Source organism: Bartonella sp. AP88HLJMH (assembly GCF_042195605.1).
Classification (GTDB): domain Bacteria; phylum Pseudomonadota; class Alphaproteobacteria; order Rhizobiales; family Rhizobiaceae; genus Bartonella.
The window spans coordinates 95,857-121,251 of record NZ_JBHIOR010000001.1 but is presented as its reverse complement, the minus strand read 5'-3'; the positions used below and the strand labels follow the sequence as shown (position 1 = coordinate 121,251).

At 36.6% G+C, this 25,395-nt stretch carries 20 protein-coding genes; 10 read left to right on the top strand and 10 right to left on the bottom strand.

All coding sequences use genetic code 11. The annotated features are described in order from the left end of the window. Positions 1–337: 337 nt before the first annotated feature. The gene (gene infC / locus ACFIMA_RS00455) at positions 338–856 is read right to left on the bottom strand and encodes a translation initiation factor IF-3 (RefSeq protein WP_026500140.1); all 519 of its coding nucleotides are present in this window, start codon (positions 854–856) and stop codon (positions 338–340) included. Positions 857–1,052: 196 nt separating this feature from the next. On the opposite strand from infC, the gene ACFIMA_RS00450 reads away from it, so the two are divergent. The 3 genes from ACFIMA_RS00450 (at position 1,053) to dapE (ending at position 4,005) form a co-directional block, all read left to right on the top strand. After that, the gene (locus tag ACFIMA_RS00450; RefSeq protein ID WP_375652391.1) at positions 1,053–1,832 is read left to right on the top strand and encodes an alpha/beta hydrolase; all 780 of its coding nucleotides are present in this window, start codon (positions 1,053–1,055) and stop codon (positions 1,830–1,832) included. A gap of 31 nt (positions 1,833–1,863) precedes the next feature. Then, positions 1,864–2,610, top strand: a complete 747-nt coding sequence (locus ACFIMA_RS00445) for a M48 family metallopeptidase (protein WP_375611379.1) — start codon at positions 1,864–1,866, stop codon at positions 2,608–2,610. A 222-nt stretch (positions 2,611–2,832) separates the two neighbouring features. Further along, the gene (gene dapE / locus ACFIMA_RS00440) at positions 2,833–4,005 is read left to right on the top strand and encodes a succinyl-diaminopimelate desuccinylase (protein WP_375652392.1); all 1,173 of its coding nucleotides are present in this window, start codon (positions 2,833–2,835) and stop codon (positions 4,003–4,005) included. 1,598 nt (positions 4,006–5,603) lie between these two features. On the opposite strand, the gene hemW is transcribed toward dapE, so the two are convergent. Further along, positions 5,604–6,803, bottom strand: a complete 1,200-nt coding sequence (gene hemW, locus ACFIMA_RS00435; protein ID WP_375692995.1) for a radical SAM family heme chaperone HemW — start codon at positions 6,801–6,803, stop codon at positions 5,604–5,606. Further along, positions 6,800–7,447, bottom strand: coding sequence for an RdgB/HAM1 family non-canonical purine NTP pyrophosphatase (gene rdgB, locus ACFIMA_RS00430; RefSeq protein ID WP_375692996.1), 648 nt, complete (start codon positions 7,445–7,447; stop codon positions 6,800–6,802). The genes hemW and rdgB overlap by 4 nt, the downstream gene beginning before the upstream one ends. Before the next feature lie 365 nt (positions 7,448–7,812). Between rdgB and hrcA the strand changes: the two genes are divergently transcribed. Both hrcA and grpE read left to right on the top strand, forming a co-directional pair. After that, positions 7,813–8,883: a heat-inducible transcriptional repressor HrcA gene (gene hrcA, locus ACFIMA_RS00425; protein WP_273790224.1), complete on the top strand. Its 1,071-nt coding sequence runs from the start codon at positions 7,813–7,815 to the stop codon at positions 8,881–8,883. Between the two features lie 124 nt (positions 8,884–9,007). Further along, the gene (gene grpE, locus ACFIMA_RS00420; RefSeq protein ID WP_375611384.1) at positions 9,008–9,670 is read left to right on the top strand and encodes a nucleotide exchange factor GrpE; all 663 of its coding nucleotides are present in this window, start codon (positions 9,008–9,010) and stop codon (positions 9,668–9,670) included. Between the two features lie 106 nt (positions 9,671–9,776). On the opposite strand, the gene thpR is transcribed toward grpE, so the two are convergent. The 6 genes from thpR to ACFIMA_RS00390 all read right to left on the bottom strand — a co-directional run bounded on the left by thpR (position 9,777) and on the right by ACFIMA_RS00390 (position 14,823). Next, entirely contained in the window at positions 9,777–10,316 is a 540-nt protein-coding gene (thpR, locus tag ACFIMA_RS00415; RefSeq protein ID WP_375632137.1) for an RNA 2',3'-cyclic phosphodiesterase, read from the bottom strand. 626 nt (positions 10,317–10,942) lie between these two features. Continuing rightward, positions 10,943–11,236, bottom strand: coding sequence for an HPr family phosphocarrier protein (locus ACFIMA_RS00410; protein WP_012754483.1), 294 nt, complete (start codon positions 11,234–11,236; stop codon positions 10,943–10,945). A gap of 17 nt (positions 11,237–11,253) precedes the next feature. After that, complete coding sequence (locus tag ACFIMA_RS00405; RefSeq protein WP_375611386.1) at positions 11,254–11,652, bottom strand: PTS sugar transporter subunit IIA; 399 nt, start codon at positions 11,650–11,652, stop codon at positions 11,254–11,256. 136 nt (positions 11,653–11,788) lie between these two features. After that, complete coding sequence (locus ACFIMA_RS00400) at positions 11,789–12,253, bottom strand: HPr kinase/phosphatase C-terminal domain-containing protein (RefSeq protein WP_375612806.1); 465 nt, start codon at positions 12,251–12,253, stop codon at positions 11,789–11,791. A gap of 23 nt (positions 12,254–12,276) precedes the next feature. After that, positions 12,277–14,061, bottom strand: coding sequence for a stimulus-sensing domain-containing protein (locus ACFIMA_RS00395; protein WP_375632138.1), 1,785 nt, complete (start codon positions 14,059–14,061; stop codon positions 12,277–12,279). 39 nt (positions 14,062–14,100) lie between these two features. Beyond that, the gene (locus ACFIMA_RS00390) at positions 14,101–14,823 is read right to left on the bottom strand and encodes a response regulator transcription factor (protein ID WP_005774392.1); all 723 of its coding nucleotides are present in this window, start codon (positions 14,821–14,823) and stop codon (positions 14,101–14,103) included. Positions 14,824–15,209: 386 nt separating this feature from the next. On the opposite strand from ACFIMA_RS00390, the gene lysM reads away from it, so the two are divergent. Continuing rightward, complete coding sequence (gene lysM, locus ACFIMA_RS00385; protein ID WP_375611389.1) at positions 15,210–15,665, top strand: peptidoglycan-binding protein LysM; 456 nt, start codon at positions 15,210–15,212, stop codon at positions 15,663–15,665. A gap of 111 nt (positions 15,666–15,776) precedes the next feature. Here lysM and ACFIMA_RS00380 read toward each other — a convergent pair whose 3' ends face one another. After that, positions 15,777–16,331 (bottom strand): copper chaperone PCu(A)C, encoded by a 555-nt coding sequence (locus ACFIMA_RS00380; RefSeq protein ID WP_375611390.1) that lies wholly within the window; start codon positions 16,329–16,331, stop codon positions 15,777–15,779. Between the two features lie 959 nt (positions 16,332–17,290). Between ACFIMA_RS00380 and dnaK the strand changes: the two genes are divergently transcribed. The 4 genes from dnaK to ACFIMA_RS00360 all read left to right on the top strand — a co-directional run bounded on the left by dnaK (position 17,291) and on the right by ACFIMA_RS00360 (position 24,050). Beyond that, positions 17,291–19,183: a molecular chaperone DnaK gene (gene dnaK, locus ACFIMA_RS00375; protein WP_273790233.1), complete on the top strand. Its 1,893-nt coding sequence runs from the start codon at positions 17,291–17,293 to the stop codon at positions 19,181–19,183. A 158-nt stretch (positions 19,184–19,341) separates the two neighbouring features. Further along, positions 19,342–20,484 carry a molecular chaperone DnaJ gene (gene dnaJ / locus ACFIMA_RS00370; protein ID WP_375632170.1) on the top strand — a complete coding sequence of 381 codons (1,143 nt, stop codon included), beginning with the start codon at positions 19,342–19,344 and terminating at the stop codon, positions 20,482–20,484. 1,713 nt (positions 20,485–22,197) lie between these two features. After that, complete coding sequence (gene argB, locus ACFIMA_RS00365) at positions 22,198–23,103, top strand: acetylglutamate kinase (RefSeq protein ID WP_375632139.1); 906 nt, start codon at positions 22,198–22,200, stop codon at positions 23,101–23,103. Between the two features lie 32 nt (positions 23,104–23,135). Then, the gene (locus tag ACFIMA_RS00360) at positions 23,136–24,050 is read left to right on the top strand and encodes a DMT family transporter (RefSeq protein WP_375632140.1); all 915 of its coding nucleotides are present in this window, start codon (positions 23,136–23,138) and stop codon (positions 24,048–24,050) included. Positions 24,051–25,395 lie beyond the last annotated feature (1,345 nt).

Genomic DNA, 25,395 nt, shown 5'->3' with positions numbered 1-25,395 from the left:
TAGTCTTTGGCACTTGAAATGGTTCACAAAAAACATTTCTGCTTTTTTAATAATTTTATGTATCATCTCCATTTGTGATGTGTAAGCAAACAATTTTGCCGCATTGCATGATAAGAGAGATTGAAATAAGAAGACCTTACGATGTTTGAGCTTTCTCATTAATATGCAAAATAACGAATTCTTCTTATAAATTGATAAAGCATTATTAAACTCTTAAAAGGATTTATACACATTTATAAAACCTTAAAAGCACCACAAAAATTCTATGTGGTGCTTCTAAATAATACTATACACATCATTTTGATGCGTTGCATGCGAATATTATTCCAATGCAAAACTATTTAGGTGCTATCACCATCATCATTTGCCGGCCTTCAAGCTTTGGCTCCAATTCGATTTTGGCAATTTCACTTGTATCTTCTTTCACACGCTGAAGAAGCTTTAATCCAAGATCTTGGTGAGCCATCTCACGACCACGAAAACGCAAAGTAATCTTTACTTTATCACCATGATCAATAAAGCGATGAACAGCCTTGAGTTTAACTCCATAATCATGGACATCAACATTTGGGCGCATCTTAATCTCTTTGATTTCGATGACTTTTTGCTTCTTACGTGTTTCAGCAGCTTTTTTTTGGGTTTGATATTTTAATTTTCCCAAATCGATGATTTTACATACAGGTGGCTCCGCATTTGGTACAATTTCAACCAAATCAAGTCCCGCATCTGCAGCCATAGCAAGAGCTTCTTGTATCGCAACAACTCCCTGATGTTGTCCCTCATCATTGATAAGCTGAACATGAGGTACCCGAATATCCTGATTTGAACGTGGTCCGTCTTTTTGGGTAGGTGTCATTTTAAACGGTTTACGAATGGTTTATGCTCCTTAAATTTTGATTCAACTACAGTTAATTTAATATACAATTATGTACCTAAAAACAACTATAATTCGTGTTATTTTCATTATTTGATTTATTACTTTTTGGAATGATTTAGATTATAAAAGTTTTTCTCTTAATTTACAGAAATTGTTTTATAGAGGATAAAAAATCATGGATCAAAATATTCCTTGTCAGTTTTTTTCATTTGAGAACACCGCACTTGCAGTACGCTATCGCAAGGGGCGCCAATCTCCAGGTTTGGTTTGGCTTCCTGGCTATCAATCCGATATGTTAGGAAGTAAGGCAACGTTAGTTGATCAGTTTGCTCAGAAGAATGATTTGTCTTGTTTACGTTTTGATTATTCTGGACATGGAGAATCTGAAGGTGATTTTTTTCAAGGAACAATTTCGCGTTGGGTTAAGGAAAGTTTAGCGACTTTTGAAACCTATTGTGAGGGTCCACAAATTTTGATTGGTTCCTCTATGGGGGGGTGGATTGCGCTAAGGCTTGCAATGATGCTAGCACAGAAAAATAAGAAGCTTGCTGGCATGATATTGATTGCTCCAGCACCTGATTTTACACAAACATTGGTGGAACCAAAATTAGGCCCAGAAGAATGGAAGATTTTGGAGGATAAAGGCTATATTGAACGACCTGCAGTTGATGATACAGAGCCAATGCCCTTTACAAAAACATTGATTGAAGATGGGCGCGAAAATTGTGTTATGAAAGGATGCATTGATGTTGGATGTCCAGTCCATATTCTACAAGGGATGGAAGATGAAGATATCCCCTATCAGCATACATTGACTTTACTTGATCATTTACCTCTCCATGATGTAACATTGACACTTGTTCGTGATGCGGATCATCGCTTTTCTCGTCCACAAGATTTAGATTGCCTTGAAACAGTATTGAGATCTTTTATTAATCAGATTAATGCAAAGTAAGGGGTACATTTATTGATGAAGATAAAAATATATGAGCATTTCTAAACAGCATTTTATTTTTTCTGAGCGCTCTGTACCTGTACGGGTGCGGGAAAATAAGTATGCGCGCCGTCTTACCTTACGTATTGATGCCAGAAGTCAGGAGATTTGTGTAACAACACCACCAGCAATAAATCTCTATGCGGTTGAAAATTTTATTGAAAAGCATCGATCTTGGATTGAGGCACGTCTTGCTCATGTACAAATCTCTCATAAAAATGCTTATCTCAAAGAGGGGGCGACAATTCCCTTATTGGGTGTTTCTCATACCATAAAGCATAGAGAGGGACGTGGGGTAACAGAAATCATTACAGCAGATGCGGAGCAAGGGCCTGAAATTATTGTTTATGGTCAATTAGAATATCTCCCAAGACGCATTGCTGACGTTTTGAAAAAACAAGCGGCGCTTATTATAACGCCTTTGGTGGCACATTATGCTCATCAGGTAGAGCGTAAAGTCAAATCCATTTGTTATAAAGATACGAGAAGTCGTTGGGGCTCTTGTTCAATCGATAAGCGTCTTTCTTTTTCTTGGCGCCTTATTATGGCACCAAAAGAAGTTGTTGAGTATGTTGTTGCCCATGAAGTTGCTCATCTTGTTGAAATGAATCATGGGCCAAGATTTTGGGCTCTTTGTGAAGAGCTATGTCCTGATAGTAAAACATATCGTGCTTGGTTGAAAGAAAATGCTCCTAGACTGCATGCAATTAATTTTGATTCATATAATTTAGAGGCGTAAAAAACTTTCAAATGAAGGCAATATTTAACGGAACTTTTTGTTGAGTGTTTTGTTGAGTGTGTGCTTGCTCATGCATAATGAGGAAGCCATTGAAGCTCTCAGCACGATTGTTCTCCCCTGCTTGGTTTGCTGAGTGTCTTCAATGTTTTGCTTTATCTTTTTTGTAATTCAGCGTAATAACCCTAAGTTCCGATGACTTATAAAAAAATGGGAAGGTTTTTTATGTCTGTTCTTACAGATCCACTTCAGCTATTACAGGCACTTATTCGTTGTCCTTCTGTTACACCTCATGAAGCAGGGGCTTTATCAACTTTGGAACAATTTTTGAAAAAAATGGGATTTCACGTCGATCGCCCTGTTTTTACGGATAAAAATACAGATAATGTTGAAAATCTTTATGCAAAAATGGGAAGTGAAGGACCCCATCTTATGTTTGCGGGTCATACGGATGTCGTACCGCCAGGTGCATTGGAAGATTGGACTTACCCACCTTTTGAAGCTGTTATAGATCAGGGGAAATTATATGGGCGGGGTGCTGTTGATATGAAGGGTGGTATCGCTTGTTTTATTGCGGCTCTAGCGCGAGTTCTTGAGAAACGACCCATTAAAGGAAGGGTAAGCCTTTTAATTACTGGTGACGAAGAGGGGCCTGCTGTTAATGGTACGGTAAAACTTCTCAAATGGGCAGAAAAAAAAGGCGAAAAATGGACTGCGGCTCTTGTGGGAGAACCAACAAGCGTAAAGACTGTTGGTGATATTATCAAAATTGGTCGCCGCGGATCGATTTCTGGTGTCATTACCGTGAAGGGTCGTCAAGGTCATGTTGCTTTTCCAGAGAGGGCTGCCAATCCCTTGCCTTTGGCAAGTAAGCTTATTCAAGCATTGACACAAACCGTTTTAGATAAAGGGACAGAAAATTTTCAACCCAGTAATTTAGAGCTAACAAGCATCGATACCGGTAATTTAGCGGTCAATGTTATCCCAGCGCAGACAACAGTTCATTTTAATATACGCTACAATGATCTTTGGACAAAAGAAACACTGATGAAGGAAATTGAAAAGCGTCTTGCTTTGGTGCAATCAAAAAACAATGGTGACCAATATCCCTCTTATCAGCTTGAATGGATTCCAAGTTTAGGAGATGTTTTTTTGACCAAAAATGATAAACTCATTCAAACTTTATCCAATGCTATTAAAAGTGTAACAGGGAATATACCAGAATGTTCCACTTCTGGTGGTACTTCAGATGCACGATTTATTAAGGATTATTGCCCAGTGGTCGAATTTGGCTTACCGGGGCAAACGATGCATATGGTAGATGAGTGTGTAGCCCTTGATGCAATAGAAACACTTACTACTATTTATGAGCGTTTTATTATTGAATTTTTTGCATAAAGAAAAGGTTGCTGGTTCAAAAATACCTTTATCTTGTTGTGCCATAAGATATTGCCATTTATGGTGTGGTGATACGAGACTCGTAAAACTTAATATATTAAGTAGTCTTAGAGTAAGTGATGAATATTCTTAAGTTGGGATTCTTGCCTGTAGAGTCTTTAGTTAAGTGAATTACATAATTGAAAAGCCAAAAGAGATCTGCTTGAAGAAGCAGAACTGTTTAGACCATATTGGATTGAAAATATTCGTTCTTTAAAGTGTAGAAAGGAAGTCACACGCAATCATATATGGAAAACAATGAATATTATATCATCATTGTGTGATGACAGGTTGATGCCATAAAGACACACAAAAACATGCTGCTATTGTAAAAAGTTCGTACAACATAAATGCGCTCATTCACAGCTCATGTTTTTATATGTTTTCTGCACTCGCATAAAAGGTACTTCTTGTTCCAATTAGACTCTCTTAGAATAAAGCCTATAGGAAAAGCGCTTTAAGTTTGTTTTATTTCATATATTTTGCTCTGCTTTTTTGTCCCCAAGAACTTCCGTTGCAAATCATTACGAGATAGAAGGTGAGCTTATTTAATCAGCTTTAATATTGGTTATGATAAAGGTACACAGAAATTCTTTTGTAGCAGCACGTTGACTTCTTGAGCCAAGGATTACCCTAGTATTATTCTCAATTTTTTAATAAAATAACCTTAAAGGACGCGTACAGATACTCATAAGCATTATGCATACAAGTAAGATCATATGAGATTAACATCGTTTCGCTCGCTAACAAAGCAATACCGATTCATATTTAGTATATTTGCCATTTGAGCGCATTATTTGTTTAGTAAAGCTCATGATGTTGCTGTTACCTATAAATTAATACCGATCATACAGCCGCGTATCTCAAATAAATATTGGTTCAGTATTTTTTGCGACAACAGCTTTTATATGCCAAAATGGGATAAAAGCATTGTGTATATCTATTTTTTATAATCTCTGAAACAGACATACAATCTCATTGAGGAAAAATATAAAGGTATAAAGGTGAAAATCAGCGTGCTTTTTTACTTTCTTTTTTATTCGGCTTTACGGTTTTCAAAAGTAACTAGAGTAATATCTTTTTAAATAATCAGAGACTGATGCATGGCTTCATGCTTATTTCTCTGGTTCTTTAAATGGTGCCACGATTTCATAAAGAACAATACATTATCGTATTATGCATTCACATACTTGTTTTAAAGAAATTTTCTCAATGTTTATCACATTTGTGCTACTACGGTGCTTATGAATGTTGTAATATAAAATCTATAATGCCTCCTCATCTTTATGTTTATGAAAAATAAAGTTAGAGCACCATACATTTTCTAGCTCAAAATATTGCAATAGCTTTTAGCATTTAAGAGTGTTCATCAGAGGCCTTTTTACTCCTTTTTTATAGTTTTTATCCACATGCTTCTCCCTTTTTAAGGTGTAAGCAAATGGCGGTAACTAACTTGCTATAAATAGTTTTGAAATGAGAGAATCTCACGATATTCTAATCTCACCTTTGCTGTGAAAAATGATAATTATGATTAAAATAAGTATGTTGTTATAAAAACTTTAGTTTGCGAGTTGGCTGATGATGTGATCAAGAACAATACGTCCTTTGGTTGTTGCTTTTAAGCGTTGGTTATCCACCATTTCTATCAATTCTTGGTGTTGTAAATCGATCAGTTTTTCCATTGGAATGCGTTTAGGGCTTAAGGTTTCATAGCGTATAAGTTCTAAGCCTTCGCAAAGGCGTAATCCCATAAGGAGCATTTCATTTGCCTGTTGTTCAGTGGTTAAATGTTCTGTTTCAATACAGCCATGTCCTGTTGTTTCTACCAAATTAAGCCACTGTTCGGGATGCTTTTCATTTATTGTGACATAACGTTCGCGGTTTTCAAGGTGTGATGACAATGTTTTTGAACAGAAAGAGGAATGATTCGGTGTATGCTCAATGAAACGTCCATGTGCTCCTGGACCAAAGCCTGCATATTGGTGATAACGCCAATAAAGAAGATTGTGTGCTGATTCGGCACCGGGCATTGCATGGTTTGAGATTTCATAGGCAGGAAGTCCATGTAGTGCCGTTATTTCTTGAGTAAGATGATACAGATCTGCTGCTAGCTCTGATGGGGGAAGGATAAGTCTTCCTGCATCATGAAGCCGTTTAAAGGCAGTTCCTTCTTCGATTGTCAATTGATAAAGAGAAAGATGGTCCGCTGCTAAATCAATTGCTTGTACAAGTTCAGATTTCCATTGTTCAAGGGTTTGTTCGGGGCGGGCATAAATGAGATCAAAAGATAAACGTGGAAAAATTTGCCGTGCTAAAGTAATAGCGCAAAGAGCTTGTTCCACATTATGGAGTCGGCCAAGTTTGCGCAATGCTTTATCATTGAGCGCTTGTATCCCTAGAGATAAGCGATTAACACCTGCCGCACGGTATCCACGAAAGCGCTCTGCTTCCACACTGGATGGATTAGCTTCTAATGTAATTTCAACTTTATCATCGACTACCCATTTTTTTGCAAGTGCTTGCAATAGGGCATCGACAGTTTGCGGCTTCATAAGGGAAGGGGTTCCTCCACCAATAAAAATACTTGTAATATGGCGTGGGCCTATTTTGTGGTATTGCGTTTCTATTTCGCGCTTAAAGGCGGTGACAAAACGTGGTTGATCAACACCATGGATGCGAACATGCGAATTAAAGTCACAATAAGGACATTTAGCTACACAAAAGGGCCAATGAATGTAAATGCCAAAAGGTTCATTCATGAGAATGCTAAAAGGTTTTCTGCCAAAAGTTTGAAAGCACGTGCGCGATGTGAAAGAGGGGGAAGATCATTACGTTTCCAGTTGTGTTTTTGTTCTGTTGACATTTCTCCAAAGGTATTTTCACATCCATCTGGTAAAAAAATAGGATCAAAACCAAAGCCTTTGTCTCCTCGTGGAGGCCAAATGAACGTTCCTTCAACGCATCCGCGGAAGTAATCTGCATGAGCATCAGGCCATGCAATGCAAATGACGGATATAAAACGGCATTTCCGTTGGCTTTTTTCTTGTGCTCCGACTTTTTGGAGTTCATTTTCTATTTTTTTCATAGCTTTTGGAAAATTACGTGTACCATCGGCTTGAATTGCCCAATCAGCGGTATAAACGCCTGGCGCACCCTCCAATGCATCTACCTCTAAGCCTGAATCATCAGAGAGCGCAGGAAGTCCTGTTTTTTTTGCTGCTGAAAAAGCTTTAATATAAGCATTTTCTTCAAATGTTTTTCCCGTTTCTTTTGGTTCTGGCAAGCCTAGTTCTTTTGCCGATTGTATTATTAAACCGAAAGGCGTAATTAAAGTAGTGATTTCATGCAATTTTCCGGTGTTATGTGTAGCAATGACAAGTTTTTTATCTGCTATGCTTCTCATATAGATTTCTCCAAAAATGAAAGGGGAATTATTTTTGTGCTAAAAAACGGTTTAAATGCTCATACACACACATTCTGCTTGCTCTAAAGGGTGAAATTTTCTATTTACAGCGGTTTTTAATCAATCTAGATTCTCTTGACAAGTCCCTACAGCAGACCACTTTACAGATCAATTCTTAATCTTAAATATTTCTCACACACTCTAACAAAAATATTTCCTGCGTAATTTATCAAGCATCACTCTGAAAGGTAGCATTTTACAGCTCAATAGGATAATATGTTTTTATACTACTTTAGACTATTTGACCAAACCTTGGCAAAACTTATATAAGAGATGAGGATTTTAAAAGTAGTGAAACAATTGTGATGAAGCACAAAACTATTGATAATGAACTAAAATATCTTGATGAACGTTCGCGTGATATTTTTCGCCATATTGTTGAAGCTTATCTTAATGATGGTGAACCTGTAGGATCACGTAATCTTTCGCGGCTTTTACAACAGACATTATCGCCTGCGACGATTCGCAATGTGATGAGTGATCTTGAACATCTCGGTTTGATTTATGCACCACATGTTTCTGCGGGTCGAATGCCAACACAATCAGGTTTACGCTTTTTTGTTGATGCATTTATGGAAGCGGGTGATTTGCCAAACGAAGAGCGAGAAAATATTGAAATGCAAGTCAAAGAGGCTGGTCATGCACAATCGGTTGAACATTTTCTTGTTCAAGCAAGCCGAGTTCTTTCAGATCTTTCACGTGGGGCAGGGCTTGTTTTAGCAACAAAACAAGAAGGAACATTGAAACATATTGAATTTGTGCGCCTTGATAGGGAGCACGCTCTTGCCGTTTTGGTGACTCAACAAGGTGAAGTTGAAAATCGTATTGTTCATTTACCGGAAGGGGTTACTCATGCACAATTGACGGAAGCAACGAATTTTCTCAATGCCCATATTCAAGGGCGTACATTGAGTGAAGCTAAAGGGGAAATTGCCCGCTTATGCGCAGAAACAAGGGCCGCACTTGATGATTTATCACATCATCTTGTTGAAACGGGATTAGCTCTTTGGGGAGGAGAAGATGCTGATCATAAAATACACCTCATTGTTCGCGGGCGTAGCAATTTACTTGAAGATGTGAAAGCAGAAGAAGATTTAGAACGGTTACGCCATTTGTTTGATGATCTTGAAACGCGCGAGAGTATGGCACAGCTTCTCGATTTAACGGATGAAGGTTCTGGGGTTAGAATTTTTATTGGTTCAGAAAATAAGTTATTTTCTCTTTCTGGTTCTTCTTTAGTTGTAGCACCTTATCGTGATTCACAACAAAGAGTCATTGGTGCTTTAGGTGTTATTGGTCCTACACGGCTTAATTATGCAAGGATCGTGCCCATGGTTGATTATACAGCTCAACTTGTGTCACAGTTATTGCGTTAAAACGATGCAAGTAAGTATTTGTACTATAAAAGCTCATTGTATTATATACATTGCTACCCCTTGATTTTTGTCTGTAGAATTTCGATATCGAGAATAACGAATCTTATGAAGGAATAAAATTTTTATGTCTGATGAAAAAAACAAATTTACTGACGCTTCATTTGAAAATTGTGATTTAAAAAATCCAGCTGATCGTAATACACTTAAACAGGCAGCCGATGAATTTTTAAAAACACATAAAACAGAGGAACACGAAGTCGTTGAAACAGAAAGCAATGAGGTTAGTGATCTTTTAGCGTCTTTGCAGGATGAAAATAAAGAACTGAAAGATCAGCTTTTACGTCTTGTTGCAGATATGGAAAATCTTCGACGCCGTACTATGCGAGATGTGGCGGATGCAAGAGCTTATTCCATTGCTAATTTTGCACGGGATATGTTATCGGTTTCTGACAATCTCAATCGTGCTTTGGAAGCTATTCCAGAAGGTGCACGGGAGAGTGATGCTGGTTTGAAATCATTGGCAGAAGGCGTTGAAATGACTGAACGTGCCATGATGGCAGCATTAGAACGTCATGGGGTGCAAAAAATTCATCCAGAGGGGCAAAAATTTGATCCTCACTTTCATCAAGCGATGTTTGAAATTCCCAATGCTGATGTTCCAGATAATACTGTTCAACAAGTGGTTCAGGCAGGTTATATTATCGGGGAAAGGGTACTACGTCCAGCTATAGTGGGTGTAGCTAAAGGAGGAGCAAAAGAAGCTTCTGTTGAAGCTGATTCGGCTTAAAACACATCAATAATAAATCTCCAACATAAAATGCAGTATTCCCTGCAATTACACATATATGAAGTCTTTTCTTAAAGGGTTTTTAAAGGGTGTTATAAACACCCTTTTATCTTTGAAGCGCCCAACTTCCTTTTACAATATAGGGAGCCTTATTTAAGGGAGAGGCCGATAACAATAAAACAAAATGATCAACTTCAAAAGGAGGGACAAAAAAATCATCTTGAAAAGATAGATAAGAAGAAAGATCTTTAAGATTAATATCAAATATTCGTGCAAGAGTGATATGCGGAATGAACAGTCTTTCATCAGGCTTTAACTCTAATTTATTCCGAATATATTGCATCTTTTCATGTAAAAGAGTAAGCTTTTCACAAGGTTCAATGCGAACCACAAGAGAATGAGGAGCATTTTCTGAACCCAAAACTTCAAAACCTTTTATCTGTAGCGTAAAAGAAGGAAGTTCTATAGTGTTAAAGGTATGCATAATTTCATCTGCTAAGGAGCTTTCAACTTCGCCAAAAAAAGATAAGGTGACATGAAAATTTTGCGGGTTGATCCATTGCGCTTTTGGTAAGCCATTTTGCAATGATACGAGGGCTTTTGTTGTTTGTTGAGGAATCTGAAGAGCACTAAATAGACGACCCATGATATTATCTCCTTATAATGAAAGATGCTATCCCAAGCGCAATATAGATAATAAGGGCGGGGCACGTACCACAGAAAACAAGGCAATAGTATAGAAAAAGAATGTCTAAAAAATGCTTACTATAATTATGAGCGTACAAAGCTTATTCGTTTTAAGAAAATGGTTATGATATTGATAAGAATTGCGTTTTCAGGATCTGTATCACAATGATGTGCAATGGAAGATTACTTGTGTATTATAAAGGCTACAAAGTTAGCAGAAAATAAGAAAAGTTGATAGATTTTTGATGTGCGAAATTATTTTGACATTTATCTTTAGCCTAAAATAAAGCATACTTTAATACAAGGTGAAGAGTTCTCTTTTCTGTAAAAATTTAATTATATGATTAAGTCGGGGAATAGCCATAATACGCAAAACTATTCAAATTGGTCAAATAATGTTAGGAAAGGAAGAAAAAAATCGAGCATAACAAAATTACTATAAGCTTTTACATTTATGATAATTATGCCAATCTATAATGGATATGAATATTGGTATAAAAGCGGGAAGAGAAATTAAAATTCAAAATAATGATCGAAAGTTCCTATTTTCTAAGAATTATCATCTTTGTTTATGATGAAAAAGCACTAGTTTTCCTCTCCAAAGTTGTTATTGATGAGCTTTTCAAGAGCATTAAGAGCATCTGTTGCTTCTGGTCCTGAAACACGAATGGTGAGGTTGCAACCGGATGAAGCCGCTAGCATCATAAGTCCCATAATTGATGATCCGCCAACAATTTTCCCGTCCTTTTCAACTTCAACAGTAACATTAAAATTGTCAACAGTTTGTACAAATTTTGCAGAAGCACGTGCATGCAACCCACGTTTATTACAGATATTGAAATGACGACTTATACATGGGAGGGTATCTTTGGAAAACATTGGTATTTTATTATCCGCTATAAAATCATACTTGGTACATTAATATATTTACGCCCTGCTTCTTGTGCTATTCTTAACGCGTCTGATAATGAAATATCAGGACATTTGCGAATAGAAATCAGTTTAATAAGCATGGGCAAATTAACACCCGCAATCATTTCAACGCGTCCTTTTTCAATAGCAGGAATAGCTATATTTGATGGTGTTCCACCGAACACATCTGTTAATATGATGACGCCATGATCCGTATCTGTATCGGTTACTGCGGCTATAATATCACCTCGGCGCTGATCTATATCGTCATCGGGATAAACGCATATTGTTGCGAACTTTTCTTGTACTCCAACAACATGTTCCACGGCATGTAAAAATTCGACAGCCAGCTCACCGTGCGTTACAAGCACGAGTCCAATCATTTACGCAAACTCCTGTTAACTAATAAGACCCAACCATAGTTGGTGGGAAAGACATTGTACAAGGCTTTATCTTGCTGCCAAGAAAAATTTGCAAAAAAAAGGCAAAAATTGTGATTTTTTTATCTTTAGAAAAAAATTAGACAGATTTTTGCCATATTTTTCTAAACAAAAATGCTTCAATAGCTTGACAAATGGCTGTACAATCGGCTTCACGAAGAGAGGGAAGTTTTAAAAGAGGAATGTGCAAATTTTCAAATTGAAAAGTTTTATTTGTGGAAAAACGTTCATATTCCGGACCGAGAAAAATAACACAATCGATAGTTGTGTGCTTTTTGAATTCTATCATATAAAGACCAACGCCACGAATCTCGATGCCGCCCTCTAAATTATCGGGAGTGTATCCGTGAAGCTTTCCATTTTCCGCACGCAACATTGTATAATCATCACTGATAAGCTTCGCTTCACGTTTTGACCACTCAGCGCGGTCAAGCAAAGAAAGGGTGATGGTTGATTTTCCTGATCCGGATGGACCTATAATTAACAGCCCCTTGCCCCCCAGTTGAAGGCAATTTGCGTGGAGTATTTCACATTTTGTTTTCATGCCTTTTACTTTGGATAAAAGATTTATTTAGCAAGCGGAAGCATAATAGTAAAACGTGCACCAGTTTTACACTTCCCAAGTGTAGGATCGATAATATTTTCGGCTGTAATTGTCCCATTATGAGCCTCGATGATTTGCCGACTAATAGAAAGGCCAAGTCCAGAGTTTTGTCCAAAAGCATCTTCATTTGGTCGATCTGTGTAAAAACGTTCAAAAATGCGTTCAATATTTTCTGAACGAATACCTGGGCCATTATCTTCAATGGTTAAAATAAGGGTTGAAGCATGGCTTTTCATAGTAATGCAAATTTTGCCACGATTCCGAGGAATAAAAGAACGCGCATTTTCAAGAAGATTTGAAATCACTTGTCCTAAACGAAGTTCATGTCCCAATACAAGATAAGCTTTTCCATGAGGACGTGGGACAATATTAAGGCTTATATCAATAGTTTGCGTATTACGATACACTTCCTGAACAGCATGAACAAGACTTTCCAAAAGCGGTGTCATATCAACAATCTCTGCGGTTTCTCGTGCAAGCTCTGCATCGAGTCGCGATGCATCAGAAATATCTGTAATCAACCGATCAAGGCGGCGCACATCATGTTGAATAATTTCCAGCAATTTCTCTTGTGCTTCTTCATTTTTAGCCAGAGGGAGCGTTTCAACAGCACTGCGTAGAGAGGTGAGAGGATTTTTTAATTCGTGGCTTACATCAGCAGCAAAGCGTTCAATGGCTTCAATACGCATATAAAGGGCATTAGTCATATCACGAATAGAAGTTGAAAGGTGACCAATTTCATCTTCACGCATTGAAAAATCAGGAATTTCTACACGCTGATTATTACCATTACGCACTCGATTAGCCGAGGCAGATAATTTACTTAATGGATGGGCAATCGTATGGGCCAAAAAGAGAGAAAGAACCAAAAGTACGCTACCTACAACGGCAAAAACTTTAAAGATAACCAGTCTTTCGCCTTTTACAATGTTATCAATATCGGAACCAGTGGTCGAAAGAAGAAGAGCTCCAACCACTGCGCGATAGCGTTGAACAGGAACGGCAACAGAAACAATTAATTGCCCTTGTCTGTTGCGTCTTTTAGCCGTAGCAAGAGATCCGTTTAATGCGCGGTACACTTCTGGATAAGCAATACCACTGGTTTTTGTTTGTTCTCTGTCAAGAGCAATACCTTTGCCATAAAATGCGCTTGAATACCATGAAGTAAGGCGATCCCACATGTTTTGTTCTGTTTTAAGTGGGGGTAAATCATAACTAAAAACTTCTCCACTAGAATAAAGAACGCGCGAATCAAGAAGGAGAGTAGCATCACGATCATAGATACGTGCTCTTGTCGTTTTAGGTGTAATAAGACGCCGTAAAAGAGGGGCAACTTGCTCAGGGTTAATAGGAAAATCCCAAGAATCGGTTGATTGAGGAGCGGGTGTAACGCTTTCACCAGTCTGTAACTCTAAGAGTTTTTGAGGGTCAATGAGGATAGAATTTGTATCTACTGTTGCAGAAGCAGCAATAGCCCCAGCAATAATTTTTCCTTGGGTACATAAACTTTTGATTTTTGCTTCAATTAAACCATCGCGAAATTGGTTAAGGTATAAAATGCCTGTAACTAAAACGGCAAGGGCAGCAATGTTTAATATAACAATGCGACGTGTGAGGCTGGAAAAAAGCAATTGTCTAAAGAGACGTTGTGTTCGAAGATGCAAACGAGCGAACATAAGAAATGGCGTTGGGGATGTACCATTAACGGTTGTTTTTTGTAAAGTTTCCAGTTGAGAATTGTCTGTCATCGATTTGATTGCCATTCAAATTTTTGCGACAAAGTAGTTTTATACCTCGTGGAAACGATAACCTACACCATAAAGTGTTTCAATCATTGCAAAATCATCATCCACTTGTTTAAACTTTTTACGCAGACGTTTAATGTGACTATCAATGGTGCGATCATCTACGTAGACTTGATCACTATAAGCAGCATCCATTAAAGCATCACGACTTTTTACAACTCCTGGTCTTTGTGCTAAGGTTTGCAGAATCAAAAATTCCGTAACGGTTAAAATAACAGGTTTATCTTTCCATGTACAGGTGTGGCGTTCTTGATCCATCACAAGATCTCCGCGTTTGAGAGAAGAGGTGGAAGAAGTTCCTGTAGAAAGCGGTTGGTTACGTGCATTAGAACGGCGTAAAATAGCTTTCACGCGTTCAATAAGAAGACGTTGGGAGAAAGGTTTAGTAATAAAATCATCAGCTCCCATTTTGAGACCAAATAATTCATCAATTTCATCATCTTTAGAGGTAAGAAAAATAACTGGAAGATCAGATTTTTGACGCAAACGACGCAAAAGTTCCATCCCATCCATTCGGGGCATTTTAATATCAAAAATAGCTAAGTGTGGAGGGTGAAGTGTGAGACCCTTGAGTGCAGATGCTCCATCTGTATAGCTTTCAACCCGATATCCTTCTGTCTCAAGCGCAAAAGATAAAGATGTCAAAATATTGCGATCATCATCAACAAGTACAATCGTTTGCGTGATTGTTGGTGTATCTTTCATGGTTTCTTAGACCTTTCTATTGCTGTGGTAGCAAATTACCCACACTTATTTATATGGGAGTTCATATTTTTTTTGCAAAACAAATATGATACAAATTGTAGCAAAGTAAAAAACCTTTTGTCATTACTGTAAAATCTTGTTTTGCTTTCATAATTTATAATGTTTCTACGTCTATTAAGATCCCTTCATTTGAGAGAAAATTTTCATAAAGGCTTTTTTTATCAAGGTTTATTACAAAGTTTATTATTGTATTTGTCTCATAATTGAACAGATGTAGTTTTGATTGTTGAAGTTTAGAAAATCTGCCTATGTGTTTTAAGAGCAAAGAAAAGAATGTGGCAATATATGCACAAAAATTTGTTTCTGCTACACGAAAGGAGGTCGTAATGGGATTTTTTAATTTTATTAAAACTGTAGGGGAAAAGTTAGGTATTGGGGACCATGAACCAAAAGAAAAGGATTTTAAGAGAGCATTTGATCATTTTCAACTCGGTACAGAAAAAGTCAATATTCAAGTTGAAGACGGTAAAGCTATTTTAAGCGGTGAAGTTCCAGATAGGGAAACACTTGAAAAAGCACTGCTGGTTGTTGGCAATTCACAAGGTATCTCTTCTGTAGATGTTAATCAATTAAAGGTTATAGATACAACGCCTAGAAAAACTTCTCGCTTTTATGAGGTTAAATCTGGTGATAATCTTTGGAAAATTGCTGAAGAGGTTTATGGAAAAGGGCAAGGTAATAAAAACACATTTATTTTTGAAGCCAATAAGCCAATGCTAAAATCTCCCGATAAAATTTATCCTGGACAAGTTTTACGTATTCCTGAAATTGACCATAGTTAATTCATCAAAGGGGATAATTTTTTACTGATGGCATTAAACAAAAAATAAAGAAGCGTAAAAAAATTTCACGCTTCTTCATTTTATAAAGTGTGTATTTATAATAAAAGGAGCTTAGTGAACAGGAGAGGATTTAGAAGGTGATGGTACTTTCATAGCGTTTACAGAGAAATCAACATCAATGGTTCCTGCTTTCTCAAATGTTAATTTTGCGCTAATTTTATCACCTAACTTAAATGGTTGTGAAAGCCCCATGAACATAATATGATCACCGCCAGGCTTAAGCGTGATTTCGCCATTTCCCGGAATTTCAATGCCATTGTGCATTTTTTCCATTTTCATAATATCATTAACGACAGCCATAGAATGTATCTCTGTTGTTTTTACTCCGTTTGTGGAAATAGAAACCAAACGGTCTGGGGTATTACTGTGATTGATAATGTAGAGATAACCGCTACCAACTCTTATACCTCTAGGTGTTTCGCGTGTCCAAGGATTGAGAATTTCTATGTCGCCAAGTTTATATTGCTGAGCACCTGCTGGCAGGGTTATACCAGCAAAGAGAAGAGCACACACGATATTTATGATAACCTTTTTGTATGGATATTGTGTATGTATTATATTCTTAAAGATGAGATTTGTTATTTTCTTAATAATAGATGTCATCATTGATTTACCCTCCTTCATAAGATTCACACTTTGAATATTTTTATTTTAGCAGAGCTTTTATTTAAAATAAAAGAAAGAAATGCTAAAATGAAATTGATTTGAATATAAAAATCATAGAATTCTTGAAATTTAAAAGAAGACAGTAAGATTTACAATGACAACACACCTCTTAACGCTTCCGTGTTCATCTCATAAATAGTATTTGCAAATGGTATAAAATCTATGATGCACTACTATTTTACTTAATGAAGATATAATACAGAACAATCATCAACTACTTTACCAATTTTAATATTATGACAGCTCTTGGCATTTTAAAGCGTTTATACAGAGGTATTTTTATATATTTTCAAAGTTCAAAATTATACAGTTAAGAAAAAACGCTTTAGATGAATTTAAAGCACAGATTTCAAATAGCCGCAAACAATGAGACCGTTAGAAGGAGAATTTTTGAAAGGAGATCGATAGATAATACCTTTACTGATATGAGCATTAGATATGATGACTATTTTAGTCCAAGGAAAATTTATAATATTTGTGATATAAATTATTCGCCTTTTAAAAAGCTTTTACGTGAGTATGATTTTATCAATGATGAGAAGATCAAGAGCGAGAGTGCAATCATTCTTTTATTTTTTAATTTTTATAGAAAGATATATTTTTTGAGAATTGCAAGAAAAATATATTATGCTCTCAAGTCTCTCATAAATATGGTATTTATGGGTCATTAGAGTGCCTATTTTAAAATAAATTTTTTATTTTGGAGATGTTTCTCTCATTATTCTCTTGTAGCAATAAAAGCCTGTTCTTATATACGAGGCAGCAAGGCTTGTTGCGACTTGCAGTTTATTATTATTTATATTGCTTGAAGCAATATACGGGCTTTAGGTGTTATGAGGAGCTATCTTAAAAAGATGCTTTATGAAGGTTGAGGTAGCTTGCTGAATGGAGATTATAATATGGCAAAAGTAATTGGTATTGATTTGGGGACAACGAACTCTTGTGTGGCTGTTATGGATGGCAAAAACGCAAAAGTTATTGAAAACTCAGAAGGAGCGCGAACAACACCTTCCGTTGTTGCCTTTACTGATGGGGGAGAGCGGCTTGTTGGGCAGCCTGCTAAACGGCAGGCGGTGACAAATCCTGAAGGGACAGTTTTTGCAGTTAAACGTTTGATAGGGCGCCGTTTTGATGACCCTATGGTTGAAAAAGATAAAGCGCTTGTTCCTTATAAAATTGTTAAAGGTGACAATGGTGATGCATGGGTTGAAGAGGCGGGAAAGAAATATTCTCCGTCACAAATTTCAGCTATGATTTTGCAAAAGATGAAGGAAACAGCAGAATCTTATCTTGGTGAAAAAGTTGAACAAGCCGTTATTACGGTTCCTGCTTATTTTAATGATGCGCAACGTCAAGCCACGAAAGACGCAGGTAAAATTGCTGGACTTGAAGTTTTACGGATTATTAATGAGCCAACAGCTGCTGCTTTAGCTTATGGTTTGGACAAAAAGGACGGAAAAACAATTGCTGTTTACGACCTTGGTGGTGGTACATTTGATATTTCAGTCCTTGAAATTGGAGATGGCGTTTTTGAAGTTAAGTCAACCAATGGGGATACGTTTTTAGGGGGTGAAGACTTTGACATGCGCTTGGTCGGTTATTTTGCCGATGAATTCAAAAAAGAACAAGGAATTGATCTGAAAAATGATAAACTCGCTTTACAGCGCTTAAAAGAAGCGGCAGAAAAAGCAAAGATTGAGCTTTCTTCGTCACAGCAAACAGAAATCAATTTACCATTTATCACGGCAGATCAATCAGGTCCTAAGCACTTAACAATGAAATTGACTCGGGCAAAATTTGAATCTCTCGTTGACGATTTAGTGCAGCGTACCATTGAACCTTGTAAAGCTGCGTTGAAAGATGCTGGATTAAAGGCCGGTGAGATTGACGAAGTTGTTTTAGTGGGTGGAATGACACGTATGCCCAAGATTCAGCAAGTTGTGCAGAGCTTCTTTGGTAAGGATCCACACAAAGGCGTTAATCCTGATGAAGTGGTCGCAATGGGTGCTGCCATCCAAGGAGGTGTATTGCAAGGCGATGTCAAAGATGTGTTGTTGCTAGATGTAACACCTTTATCTTTGGGTATTGAAACCTTGGGTGGGGTTTTCACACGCCTTATTGAGCGCAATACCACTATCCCGACGAAAAAATCGCAAGTTTTTTCGACAGCTGATGATAACCAGAGTGCTGTGACGATTCGTGTTTTCCAAGGTGAACGGGAAATGGCAAGTGATAATAAGTTATTGGCTCAATTTGATCTTGTTGGTATTCCTCCAGCCCCACGTGGTATACCTCAAATTGAAGTTACTTTTGATATCGATGCGAATGGTATTGTTAATGTTTCGGCCAAAGATAAGGGAACAGGTAAAGAGCATCAAATTCGTATTCAGGCATCAGGTGGTTTAAGTGATGCTGATATTGAAAAAATGGTAAAGGATGCAGAAGAGCACGCGGCTGAGGATAAAAAACGCCGTGAAGGTGTTGAAGCTAGAAATCAAGCGGAGGCTCTTATTCATTCAACTGAAAAGTCGCTCAATGAATATGGCGATAAAGTATCAGCTGAAGAAAAGGGACAGATTGAAACAGCAATATCTGATTTGAAATCTGCGCTTGAAGGCAGTGATACGGAAGAAGTAACAACAAAGATGCAAAAATTAGCAGAAGTCAGTATGAAACTTGGACAGGCTATGTACGAAGCCTCACAAGCAGCGAGCGCTGACACTGAAACAGAGGCAAAGAATGATGATGTTGTTGATGCTGATTTTGAAGAAGTTAATGATAAGAAGAAATAGTGTCAGCATATGTGTTGATTAATTGATAAACCCAGCCTTTGAAATATAAGGCTGGGCTTTATTATTTGAGATAAGTTGCAACTTTGTTGCTAAAAATATAAATTAAAAGCAATATTATCCATAAAGATGGATGACAGAAAAATTATCAGGAATACATGATGAAGGTTGACTATTATGAAATTCTTGGCGTGACTCGCGAATGTGATGATAAAAAGTTGAAATCTGCTTTTCGTAAGTTGGCAATGCAATATCATCCTGATCGCAACGCGGGGGATAAAGAAGCAGAGCGAAAATTCAAAGAAATTGGCGAAGCCTATGAAGTTCTTAAAGATCCCCAGAAGCGTGCTGCTTATGATCGATTTGGCCATGCGGCCTTTGAAAATAGCGGTGGTCAAGGGGGAGCAAATCCCTTTGGTGGTTTTGCTGCTGGTGGTGGATTTGCGGATATTTTCGAAGACTTTTTTGGTGAGATTATGGGAGGGACACACCGTAAGCGTGGTGATAGTCGCGAACGTGGCGCAGATTTGAGTTATAATATGGAAGTGACTTTAGAAGAGGCATTTTCAGGAAAAACTGCAGAAATTAATATTCCCAGTTCCGTTACGTGTGATGTTTGTGAAGGATCAGGAGCGAGAAAAGGCTCTAAGCCGCAAGTTTGTGGAACATGTCATGGATCTGGTCGTGTGCGTGCTGCACAGGGTTTCTTTTCTATTGAGCGGACATGTCCTACATGTCATGGACGTGGTGAAACTATTACGGATCCATGCCCCAAATGTCAGGGGACACGGCGTATAGAGAAAAAACGTTCATTAAGCGTAAATGTTCCAGCTGGTATTGAAGATGGAACGCGTATTCGCCTTTCTGGTGAGGGTGATGCTGGTATTCGTGGTGGCCCCAATGGTGATCTTTATATTTTCCTTTCCATTAAACCGCATGAGTTTTTTCAGCGAGAAGGAGCAGATCTTCACTGTCGCGTTCCTATTTCAATGGTAACAGCTGCTTTAGGAGGAGAGTTTGAAGTTTCCGACCTTGATGGTGTTAAAGCACGCGTTAAGATTCCAGAAGGGACACAAAATGGACGTCAATTCCGCCTTAGAGGCAAAGGTATGCCCATGTTGCGCCATCAGCAAGCAAGGGGTGATCTTTACATCCATATCACGATTGAGACACCGCAGAAATTAACGCAAGAACAACGTGAATTGTTGCAAAAATTTGAGAAACTCTCAAATCATGAAAATTCACCGCAATCACATGGTTTTTTTTCACGTATGAAAGAATTTTTTGAAAATATTTCTGGTTAAAATTATGTGAATGTTCTCAGAATAATTAGAGAGAACTGTGGGAAAGTTATTTTCATTAAGCTTTCTATTGTCTCATTATCTTTGAAAAGCATTTTTTCTTGAAAAGAAAAGAGAGAGACAGCTAATTTAGGATAAATTCCTGCTGCTGATAGTTTTTATATTTCATGAGTTTTATGGATAAGTCTTATTTTTGAGTGTCTATGACATTTTAAAAAGGGCTTATCCATATAAGAACGCAATTGAGTGATTGATAATAAATATTGCCAGTGTCATGATAACTGCCTTTATGCATTCAGTATTTTTGGTGTTTATTTTTTCACTCAAAATTTCTTTTTAAAGGCTCTATAATAAAACTATAAAATAGGTAGCGGCTTGCCAAGAAACGCTAAATAAGCTGTTAGGCAATCCATCTTTTTCAAATAAAGTATCAACTTCTTATAACCGATTTTATTTTTGGCATTTTTCATAGTTTTAATCACTGCTTCCTTTAAAATAAGGGTTATTTTGTTCGGAATAGCTTTTACATGCCTCATCTTAGCTTTTAGCAGTAATCATGTCTTTTTAGATGCGGATTTAGTTTTGTATTTCTGATGTCATAAATAGTTCTTCCAGATAATAAAAACACTATAATCAAGTTTATTTTGTTCCAAAGAAATTGTGGAATGAGATAATGTGTGTTGAATGCTAAAGAAGACATAACAAAACACTTTTTGAGGTATTCGATGTATCTCTCTTGTGGGGAAACAGATTCGATGGAATTCACTTAATTGAATTTATTGGCATAATAAAAAGTTGGTGGGAAGATAGAGGAAGTTACCTTTAAAAAGAAAAAACAAATACAATAAAAAAATAGCACAATATGCTTAGAAAACAGCACGATATATTGTTGAAATTGATTGGTGATATGGAAAGAGAAGTATACGAAATGAATCTTTTTTCATAAAATAACATAATTAAAAGAATTAAAAATTCTAAAAAACATTGAATAATTCAAGCATGTATTGCTATGCAAAAAGAAAAACTTAATGACAGATCATGAAAAATGAGAAATTTTATCAAATCTTACGAAGAGAGTAATCTAAACAATTAAATGCTTTTACGAAGATGCTTTTGAAGAGCTATCACAATATATGGATAATGTTGCAAAGCCTTTTTTCGATTTTACGATATAAAAAGATAAATTATTATTATAAATCAACTTATTATGATTCTCCATAAGGAGCGTTCAGTTGACATTTCCTCATGTTTTATGATTGAGAAAAAGTCAAATTTTTAAAACCAAAGTTATAGTTTATTGGGATAAGCTATAAAGCAGTTGAGTGATTTCTTATCTTAGGAATATGTTAATTTTATTATTATAAGAAACTTTATTTTTATCTTAAAAAATCAATGGTTGTATATATTCCTATTCATTGTTAAGTATCCATAGGGATAAACTAATGAGTTGAATGTGCAGCGTAGCTTCAAAATTTTGCTTTTCAATTTTATATATAAGATCATAAAATAATGACGTTTTTTTACGCCTATTTTGTTTAATTTTTCGCTGTCAATTTTTAAAGGAAGTTTTTGTATTTCATTTCGCTATTCCTTTTTCGTAATTTAGAGGAAAATTGACGATTTTCAGGGGGGGATAGAGTAAAGTTTGGTTTTATTGTTTTCACTTTTCCTAAATTTCATTAAGAGATGGTAAAAAGTGATGAGGAGGCTCTATTGATGGATGATGCTAAAAACGGTGATGTAGATGTTTTGGAAAAACAAGCAGCATTTTTATCGTCTGCTTTACCCTATATGCAAAAATATGAAAATGAAACGGTCGTGGTAAAATATGGCGGCCATGCTATGGGTGATCCTGCTTTGGGGCGAGCATTTGCGCGTGATGTTGCTCTATTAAAGCAATCGGGGATCAATCCTGTTGTTGTTCATGGTGGTGGGCCTCAAATTGCTGAAATTTTAATGAAAATGGGGATTGAATCGCGATTTGAAAACGGATTACGGGTAACCGATGAGCGGATCGTTGAAGTGGTTGAAATGGTTTTAGCGGGTTCCATAAATAAAGAAATTGTTGCTCTCATCAATGCTGAGGGAGAATGGGCAATAGGATTATGCGGCAAGGATGGCAATATGGTTTTTGCCGAAAAGGCTTATAAAACTGTTATTGATCCTGATTCGCATATTGAACGTGTTTTAGATTTGGGGTTTGTTGGTGAGCCTGTTGAAGTTGACCGCACGTTGCTAGATCTTTTAGCATGTTCTGAAATGATACCGGTTCTTGCTCCTGTGGCTCCAGGACGCGATGGTAAAACTTATAATATTAATGCTGATATTTTTGCTGGAGCTATTGCTGGTGCATTAGAGGCTAAACGCCTTTTATTTCTCACTGATGTTCCTGGTGTTTTGGATAAACAGGGTAAACTTTTAAAAGAATTGACAGTTTCTGAAGCTGAGAAATTTATTAAAAATGGGACAATTTCAGGAGGCATGATTCCAAAAGTAGAGACTTGTATAAAAGCCCTTCAAAATGGTGTGGAAGGTGTTGTCATTTTAAATGGTAAAACTCCTCATTCTGTTTTACTAGAGCTGTTTACCGAACAGGGAGTTGGAACGCTTATTGTTTCATAAATTGTGGGGAAAATTGGAAGAGAAAGTTTTTCATGGTGAATCTAAAACAGTTTAAATATCCTTTATTAAGTAAGCCAGAATTGGCAATATTTACTGCGACAATATTGTGGGGCATTACATTTTTAGTCATTCACATTGCGGTACGCTATAGCGGTCCTCTGTTTTTTGTTGGATTTCGTTTTATTGTTGCATCTCTTATATGTGGGGTAGTTTTTTGGCGCTCTATAAAAGGGATAACTGTTTATGAAGTTTTCGCTGGGATGGCGATTGGTTTAGCCATGTTTTTGGGTTATGCTTTTCAAGCAGCTGGACTTCAAACGATTATTAGTAGTCAGTCGGCTTTTATCACAGCGCTTTATGTACCTATGGTTCCAATTTTGCAATGGATTGCTTTTAAAAAACCTCCCCGTTTAGCTTGTTGGATTGGCATTATTTTCGCTTTTATTGGGCTTGTATTTATTTCAGGACAAAAGCCGGGAAATTTTGATTTTTCAAAAGGCGAAATTTTAACTTTGTTAGGCGCTTTAGCGATTGCTGGAGAAGTCATACTCATCGGAATTTTTGCGAACAAGGTTGATAGTCGGCGTGTAACCATTATTCAGTTATTTTTTAGTGGTTTTTTTTCATTTGCTTGTATGCCGTTGATGGGTGAAAGCATCCCTGAATTTTCGTGGGTTTGGTTTAATATTGGTATAGGATTGGCATTAATGAGTGCCATCATTCAATTAGCTATGAATTGGGCACAAAAGTCTATTTCCCCTACGCGTGCGACACTCATTTACGCAGGTGAACCGGTATGGGCTGGTATTGTTGGGCGTTTGGCTGGAGAACATTTATCTCCCTTAGCTTTATTGGGCGGTTTGCTTATTCTGATTGGAATCATTGTGGCTGAATTACAACCTTCACAATGGCGTAAAAAAAATAAAGCAATTAAAAAAATTGATTAGCTATACATTTTTTTATTGTGATTTTATTGCATGAGCTTTTTGCTTGTAGAGTTTTCATTTTTGGAGCTTTTTTAATATTCAGATGATTAAGAAGTTCTATAAGTTATTCCAGCTTTTGCATACCAAATTGGAGAAATAGTATGCTTCTATCTGTTTGTCTGATTTCTGAACCGGGAAGACAACCTTTATTGAGCCAAAGCATGAGGTGATATAAAGGTAAAAATTAACGATCATGTTTAAATTTGGCTTTAACAACTTTCAAAAACATCTACGGTAATGTTTTTGAATAATGAAAATTACGCACTGTCGCACGTTATTTCTTTTGTCCTTTAATAGAGTTACGCTTCTCATGCAAAATAGAACGCCCAAAGTATCCCCATAACGTTGTACATTAAAGCGTTTTTTAAAAGATAATTTTCTCAATATACATCATATTCATTGACGGTTTGCATGAAGTATAGAAAAACCACAGAGCATCATCATTTTACTTAAAATAAAAGGCACGAGCATTTTCTTTATCTGTTCTCAATATTACGATAGTTTTTGGCATTTGAAAGAGAGAGGTATTTTTACTCATTTCTTAAACGTTTTTATCCATACACTAGCTCTGTTTTATAATGGGGGAGCAAAAAATTTATTGATTCATTATGAGAAGATTTAAAATGAGAGAAGCTCGCGATATTCAGAGCTTTAATTTAAATTGCAAAACAATAAACGATCATTATAAATCAATGCGTTATCCAATGAATCGAAGAGGATTGGTGTGTTTTATATTTAATGAAGGAAGGAGTTGTATAAAAAGTATATAAAACATCACTCAATAGAGCATATTTCTAAAGTTTTAAAAATTGAGAAGAAACTCTCTCGATATTCATGTTATTTTATATAAGATTGCTAAAAAAGCAGATTATTGCGTACAAATAAAAAAGCATTTCTTACGAATTTTATTGCAATCCTAAGTGATATATACGCCTATCATATAAATATGATAATACATTGATTTATAATGATAATATAGCATTATTTACATTGAATTAGAACCTTGAATACTGTAAAACTTTCTCACGTCAAATCATTTTCATGTTAAATCAATCCAAATCACTTGCTTACACGTCACAAGTGAATGAGTGGGGGGCATGTGGGTAAAGACTGTGCAAGAAAAGTATATCTCTGATAAACTTTTTCAAGTGTAAAGGATCGTCGCAATATTGGAGATTAGCAAAGTATGTGATGGTACTGGCTTATTACAGCATATGAGTCATCAAACAAGATGTGAAAAGATCATTTTAGGACCTTTTGTATTTAATTTCGCAAACAAAAGCCTTATTGTTTAGGCTATGAGAAG